The following is a 15,163-nucleotide window of genomic DNA, read 5'->3' on the forward strand; positions in this document are numbered from 1 at the left end:
AATCGACTTCGCGGGTCGTGCGTACCCCGGGCATGTCGGGGCCAGCCCTGGGCCCCACCTTGCCTGGAGTGTCCCCCATGATGACCACCCGCGTTTCCCTCCTCGTCTCCTTCCTGGCGCTGTCCGCCTGTGCCCATGCCCAGGCTCAGGAAGAGCAGGACTCCGCCGCCGCGCAGAAGGGCGAGGTCCGTGACGTCCCCGACTTCGACGGCGTGGCCGTGGGCCATGGCATCAAGGCGGAGGTGAAGGTGGGCGCGAAGTCCGTGCGCCTGGAGGGGCCGCAGGACCTGCTGGCCCGCATCCAGCTCAAGGTCGAGGACGGCATCCTCGTCACCCGGGTGGAGCGGCAGGGCTTCTTCGACAACTTCAACGGCGGCCGGGTCTACCTCTACGTCTCCAACCCCAGGGTGAAGAGCGTGAGCGCCAGCGGCGGCAGCCGCATCGAAGCCGAGGCCACCAACACCGACGAGTTCTCCGCCGAGGCCAGCGGCGGCGCCGTCGTCTCCGTGCGTGACGTGGACGCACGCAAGGTGGAGGCCGAGGCCAGCGGCGGCGCGCGCGTGACGCTGTCCGGCCGCGCGCTTGAAATCGACGCCGAGGCCAGCGGCGGTGCCGTGGTACGTGCCCTCGACATCAAGGGCGTGAAGGCGCTGGAGGCCGAGGCCAGCGGTGGCTCGCGCGTGGAGGCCGACGCGTCGGACCGCGTCAGCGGGGACGCGTCCGGCGGCAGCGTCATCCAGCTCGTGTCCCGCCCGGACAGGAGCGACGTGGAGACCAGCGGCGGCTCCAAGGTCGTCTACAAGGACTGATGCGCGAGCGCCTCCCCCTACGGGTCCAGCCGCAGCTCCGCGTCCTGGACGCGGGCGCCCTTGCGCTCGAACACCTCCACGCGCAGCACCGGCTCCTTCCAGGTGAGCCGGGTGAAGTTGCTGAGCTGCACGTAGCCGCCGTGCCGGGCGACGACGTAGTCCGACTGTCCGTCGAGGATGCCGGCCTGCTCGTACATGAACTCCGGCGGGACGAAGGCCGGCGCGGCGAAGGCCGAGGAGATGATGGAGAAGAGGCGGAAGTCCGGGCGCGAGGTGCAGCGCAGCTCGCTCCATAGCGACGCGTGGATGTCCCCGGAGAGGAACACCACGCGCCGCACGTCGTTGTCGCGGACGAAGTCCAGCAGGTGCTGGCGCTGGTGCAGGAAGCCCGCCCACTTGTCCTTGCGCTCCACCGCCGCCAGGCCCGCCAGCTTCACGTCCGGGAAGAACGGCACCGAGGACACCACGAACTTCAGGTCCCTGGGGTCCTTCACCAGCCAGTGCTTCAGCGCCTCCATCTGCGTGGGGCTGATGAGCTGCGGCGGCCGGGTGCCGTGGTAGCGCTCCGTGCGCGTGTCCAGGACGAAGAAGCGCGCGGGCCCCGCCTGGAAGTCGTACCAGTACCGCGTCAGCGCGTTGGTGACGCCGGGCGTGTTGCGCCGCTCCAGCGCCGGCCCGTGCACCACCTGATAGCAGCGGTACGCCTCGATGGCCGCGAGGTAGCGCACCCGGTTCGCCCAGCGCTGCTCGTTGCTGAGGGCCGGGTCCACCAGCTTGTCCATGGACCAGTTGTCCACGATTTCGTGGTCATCCAGCGTCATGTACGTGGGCACGCGCGACATCAGCCTCCGGAGATGGGGCTGGGTGAAGGCCTTGCGGTACGTGTCGCAGTACTCCTCGAAGGTGCGCGCGTCGCGCCGCACGTCGGCGTAGATCTGGTCCCCCACCATGAGGAGCAGGTCCGTGGGCTTGCTGGCTGCCTGATTGAGGATGGTCTCGAAGATGCGGTCGCCGCGGTTGCTCAGACCGACGTACTCCTCCTCGGACGGGCCCGGGTGGCGGCAGGAGCCGAAGACGAAGGACAGCTCCGGACTGCCCGGCGCCCGCGCGGAGTGGAAGGTGCCCGCCGAGGCCCCTTGCAGGTCCAGCCCCACCGGCGGCGCCAGCAGGTGCTGCTCCACGTCCGAGAAGAAGTAGCCCATGCGGTACGCATAGACGCGCGCCGGCTGGAGGCCGCTGAAGTCGATACTGCCGGTGAAGTCATCCTCGGCGCGCAGCTTGAAATAGGCCGCCTGCTCGGGCGTGGTGGAGCCCGCCACGAGGATTTGGGCGATGCCGTAGCAGAAGCCACCGCCGGGCGGACGGGGGGGCTCGCCCCGCCCCCAGAGGCGCACGGTGGTGTCCGTGGTGGAGCCGACGATGGGGCCTACCGTGACCGGGTGAACGGGGAAAGCGAGCGCCATGGGAAGGGGCCTCCTGTGCCCTGACTACCGGTGTGATTCCGAAGCAGCGCGCACTCCGCGTCAATGACTCGGAGAGGAGGGGTCAACCCGACAACGCCTCGCGACGCGGGCCGGCTTGCTCCCCATGGCCCCGGGCGGATGGAATGCGCCTCCCCCACCCCTCTTTTCGGAGACCCCGCTCCATGACGGACCCGACGCCCTCCTCTCCCGCCAGCCCATCCCCACGCCGCAAGCGGATGCTCTGGGGCATCGGCGGCATGGTGGTGGCGCTGCTGGCCGCGGCCTTCGTCCTCGTGGGAGGCCGGACCGGCGGGGGCTCGAAGCCGGGGGAAACGCACGGCCACGGCCACGAAGGGCACGACGAGCACGGCGACGCGCACGCGGCGAAGGCCCCGAAGCCTCAGGCCCCCACGGAGGTGCTGCGCCACACGGACCGCGCCGCCCGGGCCGCCGCCACCGGGAACGCCGACAAGGCCCGCGCGGAGCTGGCCGAGGCCCTGAAGCTGGCGCCGGACCACGCGCCCGCCCTCTTCCTCCAGGCGTGCCTCGCGGTGGAGGCGGGGAATGACGCGGAGGCCGGCGCCGCGCTCGAGAAGCTGGAGGACGCCGCGCCGGGCTCCAAGACGGTGAAGCTGCTGGAGCGGCTGCGCGAGCTGCGGCGCACCCCGGGCACCGGCTGGCAGCAGGCCTTCCGCGAGGCCTGGGTGTCCCTGGGCCGGCCCGACCTGCGCAAGAGCCAGTTGCTCCCCGGCGCCACGCCCCTGCCGCCCGACCCGGCCGACGTGGAGGCGGAGAAGGCGGCCTGGACGCGCGCCACCTCGGACGACGTGAAGCTGCTGCTGGCGCTCGGCTCGCGGCGGCTGGACGCGGAGAAGGCGCTCTTCCTGCTGTCGCAGGTCCCCAGGCTGGAGGACCCGGCCCTCTACCTGGCGGTGATGGACGCGCTGCGGGGAGACGCGCTGCCGGAGTCCTCGCACGAGGAGGCCCGGAAGGTCTTCCGCCAGAAGCTGGAGGCGCTGGCGGCGGCGCACCCGCGCTCCATGCAGCTCCAGTTGCTGCTGCTGCTGGGAGACACGGAGCAGGGCTCGGAGCTGAGCGCCGCGGAGCTGGACGCGCTGGAGAAGGTGGCCGCGCTCCCCGTGTGGCGGGAGGGCTCGTTCGCGGACCTGTACCAGCAGGCGCGCCAGCGGCTGAAGGACTCCGGGGTTCCCGATGCCAGCGCCACGGCCATGGCCGCGGTGTCACGCAGCCTGGTGGACCGGGGCTCGTGGATTCTGCGCACGCGCAACGTGGGCACGCGGGGCGCGCTCTCCCCCGAGGGGCTGAAGCGGCTGGGCCGCATCAGCCGGGACATCGGCACGCGGATGATGGAGCAGCCCACCTTCCTGGAGCGCATGGCGGGCCTGCAGCTCGTCCGCGCCGGCGCGCAGGACATGGGGGACGACCTGGGACGGCAGATGGCGCTCGCCCAGATTGAAGCGCTGGAGGGCGCCATCGACCAGTTCCGGAAGACGGCGATGGAGCGCTGGCCGCTGGCGTCGCTGACGGAGGAGCTGCTGGAGAAGACCACCCGGGACGAGCCGGCGTACCTGCTGTCCTTCGCGGCGGGCGCGCCGGCGCAGGCAGCGGGGACACAGCCGTAGCGGGGTGACAGGTGGAACGAGGACTCTCGGGCCCCGGGATACAAACCCCCCGGGGCCCGAGCAGGCCCCCCACGATGCAACGGAGCCGCCGCACGCCGGACCTCCAAGGTCGTCCGGGCAACCGCACTCCTTCCACGCGAGCGCCGGAGCCAAGGGGGTTGCGCCCCGAGCGGACCTCGCGTGGGCACCGTGGAATCCATCCACGGCTTCCAACGCCATGCGGGCCGAAGAATATCGACTGCGCGCGGCCTGTCCACCCGCAGGGTCGGTCCTCCGGGGCGTGCCGTGACAGGCTGGATGCCTGGGCCGACCCGCAGCGCCCAGGGATTCACCCCTGGTACGGGCAGGCGGTTTGCATGGCGGAGCCGTCTCCCTCAGCCGGGGTATCCTCTTCCCCATGAGGCTGGAGATTGCCGCTGCCGCGATGAGTTCGTGTCTGGGGCCTCTCATCACGGCCTGTGCCGCATTCCGCGCGGGCCTGAGCCGTGCGGGCTCGTCGCGTGAATTCCGGTACTTCCCAGAGGGGGACAACGCTCCCGTTCCGCTGGTGACGTGTGCCATCCCCGAGGTCACCTTCGGCTTCTCCGCTGCGGGCAGGCTGGCTGCCATCCTCCATGAAACGCTCATGGACTTCCAGGGACGGGTGGCGCTGCGGGAGCTGGGTGCGGATACCCCTCTCTTCCTGGTGCTCCCGGATGCCCTGGCGCGCGAGTTCCCGATGCGCGCCGAGTTGCGGGAAGACGCGGCCCGCAGGCGCGACGTGCTCGGCGAGTTCGTCCTGAGGCAGACCTTCGACAACCTTGGCATGACCTGGCGGGGAGGATGGCGCTTCTTCACGGGAGGCCATGTGGCCTTTGCCCGGGCACTCCAGGCGGCTCGGGAGGTTCTCACCGCCCGGAAGGTGGGGGCCTGCCTGGTGGTGGCGGTGGACAGCCTGCTGTCGCCTCCCACCCTGCGCCAGCTCGCCTTGTCGAGGCGCCTCAAGACGGAAGACCACCCCGTGGGCTTCATCCCGGGTGAGGCCGGAGTCGCGCTCCTCCTCCGGCCGGCGACGGGACGCCCGGATGCGAGCGCCCCGTCGGCGGTCATCCTCCAGGACGTGTGTGTGCTGGAGTCGCCCGAGCCCGAGCGGGCCGATGGCCGTGACCTGGCGGCGTGTGTCGAGCGGGTGTTGCCGCCCGGCACACCCGCCTCGGAAGAGCCGTTGCTCGTGAGTGACCACAACGGTGAGCAGAGGCGGGCCCTTGAATGGGGCAGCCTGCTGCAGCGGTTGCGCATGGAACGCCCGGAATGGCGACTCGAGCGCTCCTGGTTCCCCGCGCTCGGCTTCGGTGAGACGGGTGTCGTCTCGGGAGCGCTGGGCGTCTGTGTCACACTCCGGGGTCTCCAGCGAGGCTATGCCCGGAGCCGCTCGGGAGTGGTGCTGTCCTCGGAAGACAGACAGGCGCCACGGGCGGCCATCCTGTTGTCCTCATCGAAGAAAGAAGGTCGTTCATGAGCAAGACCGGGACGGGCGGAGCCAAGAAGACCCGCTTCAACGACTTCACCTTCAGCAGCGTCGACGAGAACACCTTCAAGAACGAGAAGTTCCCCGAATTGGAGGACCCGGCATACCCCAACCAGCTCATCCAGGAGCTGGAGGCGCAGGCCAAGGAGAAGGACCAGCAACAGAAGAGCAACCACGCGAGCACGCCGGACCCGCTCAGGCGCAGGGGGCACTACCAGTACCGGGGCCCCGCGTACGTCCACAAGCACAAAGGCCGGGGGCGCTACAATCAATGGCCCTTCGAATACCTCTTCAGCGGCTGTGACGACGCCAAGAAGAAGGTGATGCTGGACAAGGTGGAGAAGCTGGCGGCGCAGCGGCCGGTCTGGGCCATCGTCAAGGACAGCGCGAAGTGGAAGGAGTGCTTCGAGTTCCCCGAGCCCGGCGGCTTCCCGGGGAATGACAAGCGCTTCTTCCTGACGAAGAAGCTCACCCACAAGACAAGGGCCGAGCTCTACTTCTTCTTCACGACCTCCGCTCCGTATCGGTGGGTGGCCCATCACCTCATCCCCATCGAGGTCTTCGACAGCAAGAGCGAGTCCCACTTCACCGACGAGGAGCAGGAGTTGATCCGCGCTTCGGGCTACGACGTGAACAACGGGCACAACATCGTGCCACTGCCCACCTGGGACGTGCCCCCCCACTGCCTGCTGGCGCACGTTGGCAGCCACTCCGAGTACATCAAGCACGCCAAGAAGGCGCTGGAGGGCGTCAAGGACAAGATCAAGGAAGCCATGGAGAGCGACAAGCCCCACGCGGCGTTCTACCCGCAGCTCATCAAGAAACTGACCAAGGCCGAGGACAACCTCTGGGACAAGCTCAAGGACCTGGGCAAGGACTCGGTCAAGCTGTATCTGCAGGGCAAGCGCCCCAAGGACAACCTGGTGAAGTTCATTTCCAAGGGCAAGCACAAGAGCACCGGGAGGCGCAGGCGCTTCCCGGAGGGAGCGATGAACTGATGACGGCCGACAACCGGACGTTCTGGATGCTCGATACCCTCAGCAACCCTGGAGCGGTCATCGAGACCTATGTGGCGGGGGCGCCGTCCAAGTGGCGCCTCTTCAAGAACCAGCCCCAGGCCGCCCAGTTCCCGGCGGGGGCCACCCTCAGGTTCTCCCGGGACTTCCCCAAGCACCGCAAGCTCTTCGACTTCGTGGCCAACACGATAAGCCTCATCATCGCCTCGAAGAAGGTGAAGGACATCCTCGACTCGGTAGGGGTGGACAACTGCGAGTACCTGCCCGTCGCGGTGAAGGACCACAAGGACAAGGTCGTGGGTCCCGAGTACTTCATCATCCACCCGCTCGGCGGCGAGGACGGCATCGACCTGGAGAAGTCCGTCTATGACAAGGACCCCTTCGACGAGAGTGAGATTGAGCGGGTCCGCACCCTCGTCCTGAAGAAGGAGCTCATCTCCCCGCGAGCCCGCCTGTTCCGCTTCAAGCCGCTGATGCGCGAGTACGTCGTGGACCAGACCGTGGCCGACGCCCTCAAGGCCGGCAAGGTCACCGGCTACCGGCTGCTGGCGGCGGATGGCTGGGACGGCTCCTACACCAACCTGGAGGCGTGATGGAGTTCGACCTCGCGGAACTCCGGGAAGAGGCCGCGGACTCGCTGGACATCCTCTTCGACGACGCCTTCCCCGAGGTGCTGGCGGAGGGAACGGTGGAGGAGCTCGTGGGACTGGTGCGCGAGGCCTGCGTGCACTTCCACACCCAGGGCGTGACGACCCTGCTGCTCGACGGAAGCCCTCAATACTTCTTCTACCACCTGGGCTGCGCGGCGGAGAACTGGCGACGGCTGCTCATCCACCTGCGCACCCGGGGAGCGGCGCTCCCGCCCGCTTCCGACAACGCACCGCTGCTCGGCGCCGTGGCGGCCGGGTACTGGGAGCTCGCACGCGACCTGTGCCGCGTCTCCTCCTCCGAACGCGGCGAGGACGAGTACGAGGACGAGTTCGCATGGGCCCACCTGCTCCAGGAGCTCGTCGTCCTGCCGGAAGGTGGGACCTTCTCCCCGGAGTTCCTCCGCCAACATGAGCGCGTGCTCGCGGAAACCCAGCCGGACCGGCTGGAGGTCTTCCAATCGCTACTGGCAGGGGACCGGAGCCGCTTCCTCGCTGCCTTGGAGCGGCTCCTCCAGCAGCATGGAGAGGAGACGGAGGCCCAGGCCGCGAGGATGGGCACTTCACCGGACCAGTTCGTCGCCTACCGGTTCATCTGGTTCGAGGGGCTTGCGTTGCTGCGGCTCGCCGAACGCGGGGGCATGAAGATTGATGAGCCGCTGCTGTATTGCCCGCCCCTCGCGCGGGTCCCCATGAAGATGGCGTACGACGGCGACTGGGCGCTCCCATTCGAAGCGAGTCCGGCTCCCCGCTGACATGCATCCGCCGTGGAGCAGACCGACGACCTACTTCGTGGGCGGCACGCGGTCCCCGCCCTGGCGCTCGAGCATCCACTGCGGGTACTCGGGCGGGAGCTTCGAGACGGCGTCGAGCTTCGCGAGCTGCTCGGACGTGAGCTTGAGCGTGGTGCACGCGAGGTTGTCCTCGAGCTGCTGCTCCGTCTTCGCGCCGATGATGAGGGTGGTGACGTGCGGCTGGTGCAGCAGCCACGCGAGCGCCACGCGCGCCACGGACACGCCGTGCTCCTTCGCGACGCCGTCCATCACGTCGATGACGTCATAGGCGCGCTCCTTGTTGACGGGCGGGAAGTCGAACTCGGCGCGGCGCGAGCCCTGCGGGCCCTGCTGCTCGCGGCGGTACTTGCCGCTGAGGAAGCCGCCGGCCAGGGGGCTCCACACCATGAGGCCCAGCTGCTGGTCGTTCATCAGCGGCACCAGCTCGCGCTCCAGGTCGCGTCCGGCGAGGGTGTAGTAGGCCTGCAGGGACTCGAAGCGGGAGAGGCCCTTGTTCTCGCTGATGCCCAGCGCCTTCATGAGCTGCCACGCGGCCAGGTTGGACGCGCCGAGGTAGCGCACCTTGCCCTGACGGACGAGGTCATCGAGCGCGCGCAGCGTCTCGTCCATGGGCGTGACGGCGTCGTAGCCGTGAATCTGGTACAGGTCGATGTAGTCGGTGCCCAGGCGCTTCAGGCTCGCGTGGACGGAGTCCATGATGTGGCCGCGGGACAGGCCCAATTCATTGACGCCGGGGCCCATGCGGCCGCGGACCTTGGTGGCCAGCACGACGCTGGAGCGCTTCGCGCCCAGGGCCTTGCCGAGCAGCTGCTCGGAGAGGCCGTTGGAGTAGACGTTCGCGGTGTCGAAGAAGTTGATGCCCGCGTCCAGGGAGCGGCCCACGAGCTTGTCCGCCTCGGCCTGGCCCTGCGTGCCGACGACCTTCCAGAAGCCCTCGCCGCCGAAGGTCATGGCTCCGAAGCACAGCTCCGAGACGTACAGGCCGGTGCGGCCCAGTTGCCGGTAATTCATGTGCGTGCCACCTCGTGTGTCCTGCCGGGGAAATGAGGGCGCGAGATGTAACGGGGCGGAGTGGACGGCGCAGCACTGTAGCTGCCTCCACAAGTTCTCCACAGGAGGCCCTCACGCCCGCCGCTTGCCGCCGCCTCGCGTGTGGCCTCGGGCCTGCCGTGCCGCATGGGCCCGCACCGGCACCGCGCGCCGGATTCTGGGAGGCGCCCGCGTCCTCCCCACGTCCTCGAACGTGAGGTCCATGTACGGCGCGCTCCTGGACCCCAGCGTGGTGCTCAGCGAGCACCGGGAGCGGAGCCGCTCGTCCGTGGGGTCATGCGGAATGCCGCTGTACGTGCCGCCGTACGCGGAGATGACCGCGCACCGCTGCCGTCCATCCGGCGGCCGCACGGGCAGGATGGCATCGAAGATGTCCCCGTCCGGCGTCCCGTTGTGACTGCCATGGTGGCTCACCTTGAGGAAGTGCACCGGCTTGAGCACGCCGTGCTTCTTCATCGTCTTCCAGCTCCGCAGCTCCGCGTCGCCGGCGAAGAGCAGCCGCCACCCGCGCCACTCCAGGCTGAAGACGATGCTCGTGTTGTTCGCCGCCTTGTCGATGGCCAGCAGGTCATCCCCCACGGCCCGGCGCCGCCAGCTGAGCAGGTTGTAGAAGGCGCTCGCGTCCACTCCGGCCGGAGGCGCCGGCTCGTGCAGGGACACCTCTCCTCCAGGCTTGCGCTCCAGTCCCAGCGCCACCGGGAAGAAGCGCCCGTAGTACTCGCTCGTGTCCTCCTCGGGCGCCCACACCTCCAGCCGTGCTTCCTTGAACGGGTGCGTCCCCTCCAGCGGCGCGTCCCGGTGGACGTAGTGCGTCTGCTCCGCCAGGCCGCGCAGGTACTCCACGCATGCACCCGTCTTCCGGTGGTCGTTGTTGAGCAGGAAGGACGGGACGACCTTTCGCGCCGCCTCGGGCTTCAGCCGGAAGTACTCCCGCAGGTCCTCATACAGCGCCCGGCGCGCGACGAGCTGCTTCTCGGCCTCCGGGTGCCGCTCGTAGTAGTCCGGCGCCGCCGAGGCCGTCAGCCACGCATGGCGGAGCTTCAGCTTCTCCCGCAGCCCTCCCTCGTACAGGCGCCCGTCCGCGTAGAACAGCCCCTGCACGTGGTCCAGGTGCTCGTGCGTCATCACGTAGAGGTCCAGCGGCGCGCCATCCAGCTCCGCGAGCACGTCCTCGAGCACGGGCTGGAAGACGGTATCCGCCCCGCCCTCGCCGGCCTGCACGTTGCCCACGTCGATGAGCAGGTGGCGCGTCGTCGTCAGGCCCGTGTCCGCGTCGTGGTCCGGCACCGACACGAGCAGCGCGTCACCAAACCGCACGTTGTACGTCCGCACCCTCAGCGCATCCATCATCCACCTCCCCGCTGGAAGCGCTGCTCCGCCACCATGTGAAGCATGTGCGCCGTGCCCACCACGCGGAGGATTCCGTCGGAGACCTCTCCCTTGATGGCGCAGCACAGCGGCCTGCCGTCGGGACCGAGCGCCTCGTCCCCCACGCGCAGAAGGTCCTCGTCCATCAACCACCGCAGCATCCCGTCCCGGTCCGTCTTCCGCTCGAAGTGCCGGTCCGACGTGAGCAGCGCCCGCACCCGCCGCGTCTCGCAGTCGATGACGAGCGTGGTGCCGAAGGTGACCTGCCGCACGTCCGGCAGCACGCCGCCGGGCACCGTGTCCGTCTCGTCCACCTTCCAGGAGACCTTGAAGATGCACTCGCGGATGCGCCGCGTCCCGTGCTCACCCGCGGCGTCGTAGTAGAGCTTCTCCACCACCAGCCGCGGCGCGATGTGGAAGGACGTGCCGCGAGGAATCCGCAGGAAGCCGCGGTGCCGGTTCGCGAAGGCGTAGGCGGCCCAGTCGCTCTTCACCAGCGTGTCCAGGTCCACGCCGGCCAGGGCGCGGTGCTCGAAGTCCGTCCGCACGTGCAGCTCGCGCTCACCGCGGACGATGCCCCGGCGGACGAACTCCTGGCACAGCCACGTCCGCTGCTCGCCGCTGTCCGGGTGCGACGCCTGGTCCGCGGCGAGGATGGCCCGGCCCAGGTCCGCGAACGACACCTCTCCCGGCGGCAGGTAGTCCAGCCCGCGGTACAGGCTGCGCTTGAACCGGGACGCCGCCACGGCCAGTGCCTTGCCCGACACCCGCCTGCGCGCCTCCTGCCAGGCGTCCTCGGACACGAAGCCCCGGTGCGCCAGCGGAGGCTCGGGCGCGTCCTCCGGGGGCAGCGCCTGCCGGGCCGTCTCCGTCGGAGCCACCAGTGACGGCCGCGCCTGCGGCTTGCGCGCGAACTCGTCCTTCAGCGCCTCGTGCAGCTTCAGCATGACGCTGTAGAGCGCGCCGGAGAGCACCTCGCTCAGCGCGTGCGGCTCCACCGAGGTGACGACGTCCTCCGGCTTCCCACCGTCGATGGGCTTCAGCGTCTTCTGGTTCAGCAAATCCCGGAGGTGGCCCCGCTCATGGCCGAGCGCCTTGCCGAACTGCTCGCCAATGGCGCTGAACGCGCCGGAGCTGGCGATGCTGCCGCCCTGCTCCTTCAGCACCTGCCGGACGAGCGGCCGGCACCGGAAGGCGGCGAGCACCGCGGTGAGGTCCGCCACCGCTTCATGCAGCGCCACCGCCTGGGGCGAGAGCGCGTGGTACAGGTCCGGGGCGATGCCATCCAGCACCGCGTGCGCCGTCTCGTGCGCGATGATGTCCTGCGACTGGCACGTGTAGATGCGCTCCTGGCGTCCGCTCGGGAGCGTCTGGCGGAAGAAGTAGAACTGCAGGCTCCGGGACTCGCGCTGGTAGAAGGCGTTCGCCCACTCGCCGGCCCGGGGCACCACGAGGAGCTGTGAGCCCTCGAAGGCCCAGCGCACCCTGCGGCCGAGCGCGTCGTCCTCCTCGAACATCTCCAGCGTCCGGAGCACCGCGCCGAAGACGCTCACCTGGATGACGTCGGCCGCGTCCAGCCGCTCGGGGTCCTGGAGGCGGAACGTGCCCGGCTCCCCCTCGCGCTCGGGAGGCTGGTAACGCGCCCCCCGCGCCAGCCTTCCCGTGCCCGCATCCAGGTCGAGCACCGCCACCCGCGGCGAGACGGGCCCGTCCAGCACCACGTCCTCGCTCCGGAGGCGGACCCACTCCATCTTCGGAAGGCTCCGCTCCTCCGACGCGACGGGGTCCTGCACGAGGACTGGAATGCGGATGTCGACGGCCATGGCCTCCCCCTCGAGTGCTCCTTCTCAAAGGTGGAGCCGGGGGTGGCGGGGTGTGATGTCCCGGCATGCGGGGACTCAGGGGGTCCCCTCGACGCCAGCCCGGAGGGCGCTGCTATGGTGGTGGCCTCGTCATGAAGCCACTGCTCCTCTCGCTGCTCTCCACCATCAGCGTCGTCCTGGGACTGGTCGGCCTGGGCGTCCTGGTCTGGGGGTTCATCCGGATGCGGCGGTCCGCGCGCACCCGGAGCTGGCCCACCACGCAGGGCACCATCCGCTCCTCCCGCGTCACCTCGCGCGAAGCCCCGGCGCTCCAGACCGAGACGAGCTACGACGACGACGCCCCCGCCCCCGCGCCCCGCATCCTCTACAGCCCCCAGGTGGAGTACACCTACACCGTGGAGGGTCAGACCTACACGGGCACGGAGCTGACGCCGGACTCGGTCGAGGTCAGCAACAAGCAGCACGCGCAGGCCCACGCGGCGCGCTACGCCCCCGGCAGGCCCGTCACCGTCTTCTATGACCCGGAGGACCCGAGCCGGGCCCTGCTCGAGCCCGGGGTCCATTCCACCTCATGGGCCATCCCGGCGGCGGGGGCCGCGTGCCTCTTCGTCACCGGCGCCTTCTATCTCTTCGTCCGCTGGTACAGCGGCCGGTAATCCCCGAAAAAAGATCCAACTCCACGCAACCGGCGCTCCACTGCGTCGAAAATGCTTCAAGTCCCAATTTTCCGAACCGGAGCGCGCTTCCCATGACCGCCAAGAGCCTTCGCGGCTTCAACTTCCTCGGCCTGACCAAATCGCTCAAGCAGCCGAAGGCGGCCCTGCCGCAGACGGCGACCCAGAAGAACCCGGTCGCGACGACGCCGGACAAGAAGAACACGGCGGTCACCCAGGAGGGGCGGTACCAGAACAGCTTCGAGGCGGGGAAGCAGATCAACCGCAACTACAACAAGAGCTACTCGCACGGTGACACGAGCGACCTCTTCACCCCCAACGCCAACCCCGGCAAGGGCGCGAAGCTGCTGGGCAAGCTGCCCGGTGTGACGCTGGCGGAGGGCTCCTTCGAGAAGAGCGTGGCCGGGCTCGCCCGCGCCGGCGGCTTCAGCAGCAAGGGCGGGCTGGCGCAGGGCCAGGGCAGCTTCGCGGTGGGCCAGGCCTCCGTGAGGGGCAGCGGCAAGGTGTCCTTCGAGGGTGGCGCGCTGAAGGCCACCGGCTCGGCGGAGGCCTCCGCCACGCTGGTGAACGCGCAGGGCTCCGTCCGCATCGGCAAGGGTGACTACACGCTGGACGCCTCGGGTGAGGCGTACGTCGGCGCCAAGGCCAAGGCCAACGGCGAGGTGGTCATCGACCCGGCGAAGGGCATCTACGCCGCCAAGATCGAGGCCGACGCCTTCGTGGGCGCCCGGGCCGGTGCCGAGGCCAACGTCAACCTGGGCAAGTTCGGCAGCGTCGGTGGCCGCGCCGAGGTCTGGGCGGGCGCGGGTGTCGCGTTCAAGGCGGAGGCCGGCTTCAAGAACGGCCGCTTCAAGGCCCGCCTGGACATCGGCGCGGCGCTCGGCGTGGGCTTCAAGCTGGGCGTGAATATCGACATCGACCTCAAGGGCATCAAGGACACCGTCAAGAAGGTCATCGAGAAGCCCATCGAAGTCATCAAGGACATCGGCAAGAGCATCGGCGACGCCTTCAAGAAGCTGAAGTTCTGGTAGCGCTCCAGCTCATTCCGCACACCCCCCGGGCGCGAGCCGTCCGTGGTGCCCTGCCAGGCACCGCGGGCCTCGCGCCCGTTGTTTTCAGGGCCACCCCCTCCCCTGGCATACTCCCGCCATGACCACCCAGAGCATGCAGGCGTTGTTGAAGGCCGGTGAGGTCGACAAGGCTCGGGCGCTCGCGGAGAGCGCGCTCGGCAAGAACAAGGACGACCGCGTCGCGCTGCTGACGCTCGCGAAGCTGGCCTCGGTGGACGGTGACTGGGCGCGCGCCGAGCAGCTCGTGAATCAGGCCACGCGCGGCGGCGTGGAGGACGCGGACTCGCGCCTGGTGAAGGCGGCGCTGGCGTCGGAGCGCGGAGACCTGGAGGCGGCCCGCGCCCTCTACACGCAGGTCATCCGCGAGGCGAAGCCCCCGCGCGCCGAGGCGCACTTCGGCCTGGGCTTCCTGCTGGCCGGACAGGACGACTTCCCGGGGGCTCGCAAGGAGTTCGAGAAGGCGGTGCAGCTGGAGCCGGAGGTGGCCCAGTACCGCTTCCACCTGGCGCGCGTGCTCCTGGTGCTGGAGGAGTTGAAGACGGCGCTGCCGCACCTGGAGCGGGCGCTGGAGCTCAACCCCCTCAACCCGCCCGTCTACGTGGCGTGGACCGTGGTGCTGCAGCAGCTCGGTGAGCTGGAGCAGGCGGAGAACCTGCTGCGCCAGGGACTGAAGCTGATGCCGGACCACCCGGAGCTGCTCAACTCGCTGAGCAGCATCCTCGCCGCGCGCGGCAACGTGCCCGAGGCCTTCGGCATCGCGAAGCACCTGGCGCGCGAGTTCCCCGACGACGCGGCGATGCAGGGCAACCTGGCGCGGATGATGGCGGCCACCGGGCACCGCGACGAGGCCCTGGAGCTGTGCCGGAAGCTGGCGGCGCGCGGGCAGTCGACGGCGCAGACGAAGTCCCTGGAGGCGATGATTCTCGAGGCCACGGAGCCGCCCGACGTGGAGGGCGCGGTGCATGCGTGGCGCGAGGCCATGGACCTGGACCCGGACGACTGGGCTCCCGCCAACAACCTGGGCAACCTCCTGATGCGCTGGGAGGAGGGAGACCCCGACGAGCGCCTGACGGCGGCCATCGAGATTCTCGAGGAGGCCCGGCGCCGCGCGCCCAACCGCGTGGAGCCGGTGCTCAACCTCGCCATCGTCAACGCGCGCAAGGGTGACAAGGCGAAGGCCCAGGCGCTGGCGCGCGACGTCCTCAAGCTGGCCCCCGCCGGCGAGAAGGAGATGCGCGAGCAGGCGGATCGGCTCCTCCAGACGCTGCGCTGACGTCCGGCGCGCACCTCGGGGAGGCA

At 69.6% G+C, this 15,163-nt stretch carries 13 protein-coding genes; 9 read left to right on the forward strand and 4 right to left on the reverse strand.

The window, feature by feature from the left end; genetic code table 11:
• Window positions 1–77: 77 nt before the first annotated feature.
• Window positions 78–809, forward strand: a complete 732-nt coding sequence (locus K8638_RS14075; protein WP_223755022.1) for a head GIN domain-containing protein — start codon at window positions 78–80, stop codon at window positions 807–809.
• A 17-nt stretch (window positions 810–826) separates the two neighbouring features.
• Here K8638_RS14075 and K8638_RS14080 read toward each other — a convergent pair whose 3' ends face one another.
• Complete coding sequence (locus K8638_RS14080) at window positions 827–2,272, reverse strand: alkaline phosphatase (RefSeq protein WP_223755023.1); 1,446 nt, start codon at window positions 2,270–2,272, stop codon at window positions 827–829.
• Window positions 2,273–2,454: 182 nt separating this feature from the next.
• On the opposite strand from K8638_RS14080, the gene K8638_RS14085 reads away from it, so the two are divergent.
• The 5 genes from K8638_RS14085 (at window position 2,455) to K8638_RS14105 (ending at window position 7,840) form a co-directional block, all read left to right on the forward strand.
• Entirely contained in the window at window positions 2,455–3,915 is a 1,461-nt protein-coding gene (locus tag K8638_RS14085) for a lipopolysaccharide assembly protein LapB (RefSeq protein ID WP_223755024.1), read from the forward strand.
• A gap of 625 nt (window positions 3,916–4,540) precedes the next feature.
• Complete coding sequence (locus K8638_RS14090) at window positions 4,541–5,413, forward strand: hypothetical protein (protein WP_223755025.1); 873 nt, start codon at window positions 4,541–4,543, stop codon at window positions 5,411–5,413.
• Window positions 5,410–6,420, forward strand: a complete 1,011-nt coding sequence (locus tag K8638_RS14095; RefSeq protein WP_223755026.1) for an AHH domain-containing protein — start codon at window positions 5,410–5,412, stop codon at window positions 6,418–6,420. Before K8638_RS14090 ends, K8638_RS14095 begins: the two co-directional genes overlap by 4 nt.
• Entirely contained in the window at window positions 6,420–7,031 is a 612-nt protein-coding gene (locus tag K8638_RS14100) for an imm11 family protein (protein WP_223755027.1), read from the forward strand. The genes K8638_RS14095 and K8638_RS14100 overlap by 1 nt, the downstream gene beginning before the upstream one ends.
• A complete protein-coding gene (locus K8638_RS14105; RefSeq protein WP_223755028.1) occupies window positions 7,031–7,840 on the forward strand; it encodes an Imm49 family immunity protein in 810 nt (269 codons plus the stop codon). The genes K8638_RS14100 and K8638_RS14105 overlap by 1 nt, the downstream gene beginning before the upstream one ends.
• 30 nt (window positions 7,841–7,870) lie before the next feature.
• Here the strand turns inward: K8638_RS14105 and K8638_RS14110 are convergent, their stop codons facing one another.
• From K8638_RS14110 to K8638_RS14120, 3 genes are all read right to left on the reverse strand, one after another.
• Window positions 7,871–8,890, reverse strand: a complete 1,020-nt coding sequence (locus tag K8638_RS14110; protein ID WP_223755029.1) for an aldo/keto reductase — start codon at window positions 8,888–8,890, stop codon at window positions 7,871–7,873.
• A 111-nt stretch (window positions 8,891–9,001) separates the two neighbouring features.
• Entirely contained in the window at window positions 9,002–10,279 is a 1,278-nt protein-coding gene (locus tag K8638_RS14115; RefSeq protein ID WP_223755030.1) for a hypothetical protein, read from the reverse strand.
• The gene (locus K8638_RS14120) at window positions 10,276–12,120 is read right to left on the reverse strand and encodes a hypothetical protein (protein WP_223755031.1); all 1,845 of its coding nucleotides are present in this window, start codon (window positions 12,118–12,120) and stop codon (window positions 10,276–10,278) included. Before K8638_RS14120 ends, K8638_RS14115 begins: the two co-directional genes overlap by 4 nt.
• A 131-nt stretch (window positions 12,121–12,251) precedes the next feature.
• Between K8638_RS14120 and K8638_RS14125 the strand changes: the two genes are divergently transcribed.
• From K8638_RS14125 to K8638_RS14135, 3 genes are all read left to right on the forward strand, one after another.
• Window positions 12,252–12,776, forward strand: coding sequence for a DUF3592 domain-containing protein (locus K8638_RS14125; protein ID WP_223755032.1), 525 nt, complete (start codon window positions 12,252–12,254; stop codon window positions 12,774–12,776).
• A gap of 92 nt (window positions 12,777–12,868) precedes the next feature.
• Complete coding sequence (locus K8638_RS14130; protein ID WP_223755033.1) at window positions 12,869–13,825, forward strand: hypothetical protein; 957 nt, start codon at window positions 12,869–12,871, stop codon at window positions 13,823–13,825.
• A 118-nt stretch (window positions 13,826–13,943) separates the two neighbouring features.
• Window positions 13,944–15,137: a lipopolysaccharide assembly protein LapB gene (locus K8638_RS14135; RefSeq protein WP_223755034.1), complete on the forward strand. Its 1,194-nt coding sequence runs from the start codon at window positions 13,944–13,946 to the stop codon at window positions 15,135–15,137.
• The last annotated feature ends 26 nt before the right edge of the window (window positions 15,138–15,163 follow it).

The organism is Myxococcus sp. RHSTA-1-4, assembly GCF_020037125.1.
Classification (GTDB): Bacteria; Myxococcota; Myxococcia; order Myxococcales; family Myxococcaceae; genus Myxococcus.

Bases quoted from the DNA above. Each gene is read 5' to 3' on its own strand.
- K8638_RS14075 (WP_223755022.1), top strand. From the start codon at position 78: ATGATGACCACCCGCGTTTCCCTCCTCGTCTCCTTCCTGGCGCTGTCC.
- K8638_RS14080 (WP_223755023.1), bottom strand. From the start codon at position 2,272: ATGGCGCTCGCTTTCCCCGTTCACCCGGTCACGGTAGGCCCCATCGTC.
- K8638_RS14085 (WP_223755024.1), top strand. From the start codon at position 2,455: ATGACGGACCCGACGCCCTCCTCTCCCGCCAGCCCATCCCCACGCCGC.
- K8638_RS14090 (WP_223755025.1), top strand. From the start codon at position 4,541: ATGGACTTCCAGGGACGGGTGGCGCTGCGGGAGCTGGGTGCGGATACC.
- K8638_RS14095 (WP_223755026.1), top strand. From the start codon at position 5,410: ATGAGCAAGACCGGGACGGGCGGAGCCAAGAAGACCCGCTTCAACGAC.
- K8638_RS14100 (WP_223755027.1), top strand. From the start codon at position 6,420: ATGACGGCCGACAACCGGACGTTCTGGATGCTCGATACCCTCAGCAAC.
- K8638_RS14105 (WP_223755028.1), top strand. From the start codon at position 7,031: ATGGAGTTCGACCTCGCGGAACTCCGGGAAGAGGCCGCGGACTCGCTG.
- K8638_RS14110 (WP_223755029.1), bottom strand. From the start codon at position 8,890: ATGAATTACCGGCAACTGGGCCGCACCGGCCTGTACGTCTCGGAGCTG.
- K8638_RS14115 (WP_223755030.1), bottom strand. From the start codon at position 10,279: ATGATGGATGCGCTGAGGGTGCGGACGTACAACGTGCGGTTTGGTGAC.
- K8638_RS14120 (WP_223755031.1), bottom strand. From the start codon at position 12,120: ATGGCCGTCGACATCCGCATTCCAGTCCTCGTGCAGGACCCCGTCGCG.
- K8638_RS14125 (WP_223755032.1), top strand. From the start codon at position 12,252: ATGAAGCCACTGCTCCTCTCGCTGCTCTCCACCATCAGCGTCGTCCTG.
- K8638_RS14130 (WP_223755033.1), top strand. From the start codon at position 12,869: ATGACCGCCAAGAGCCTTCGCGGCTTCAACTTCCTCGGCCTGACCAAA.
- K8638_RS14135 (WP_223755034.1), top strand. From the start codon at position 13,944: ATGACCACCCAGAGCATGCAGGCGTTGTTGAAGGCCGGTGAGGTCGAC.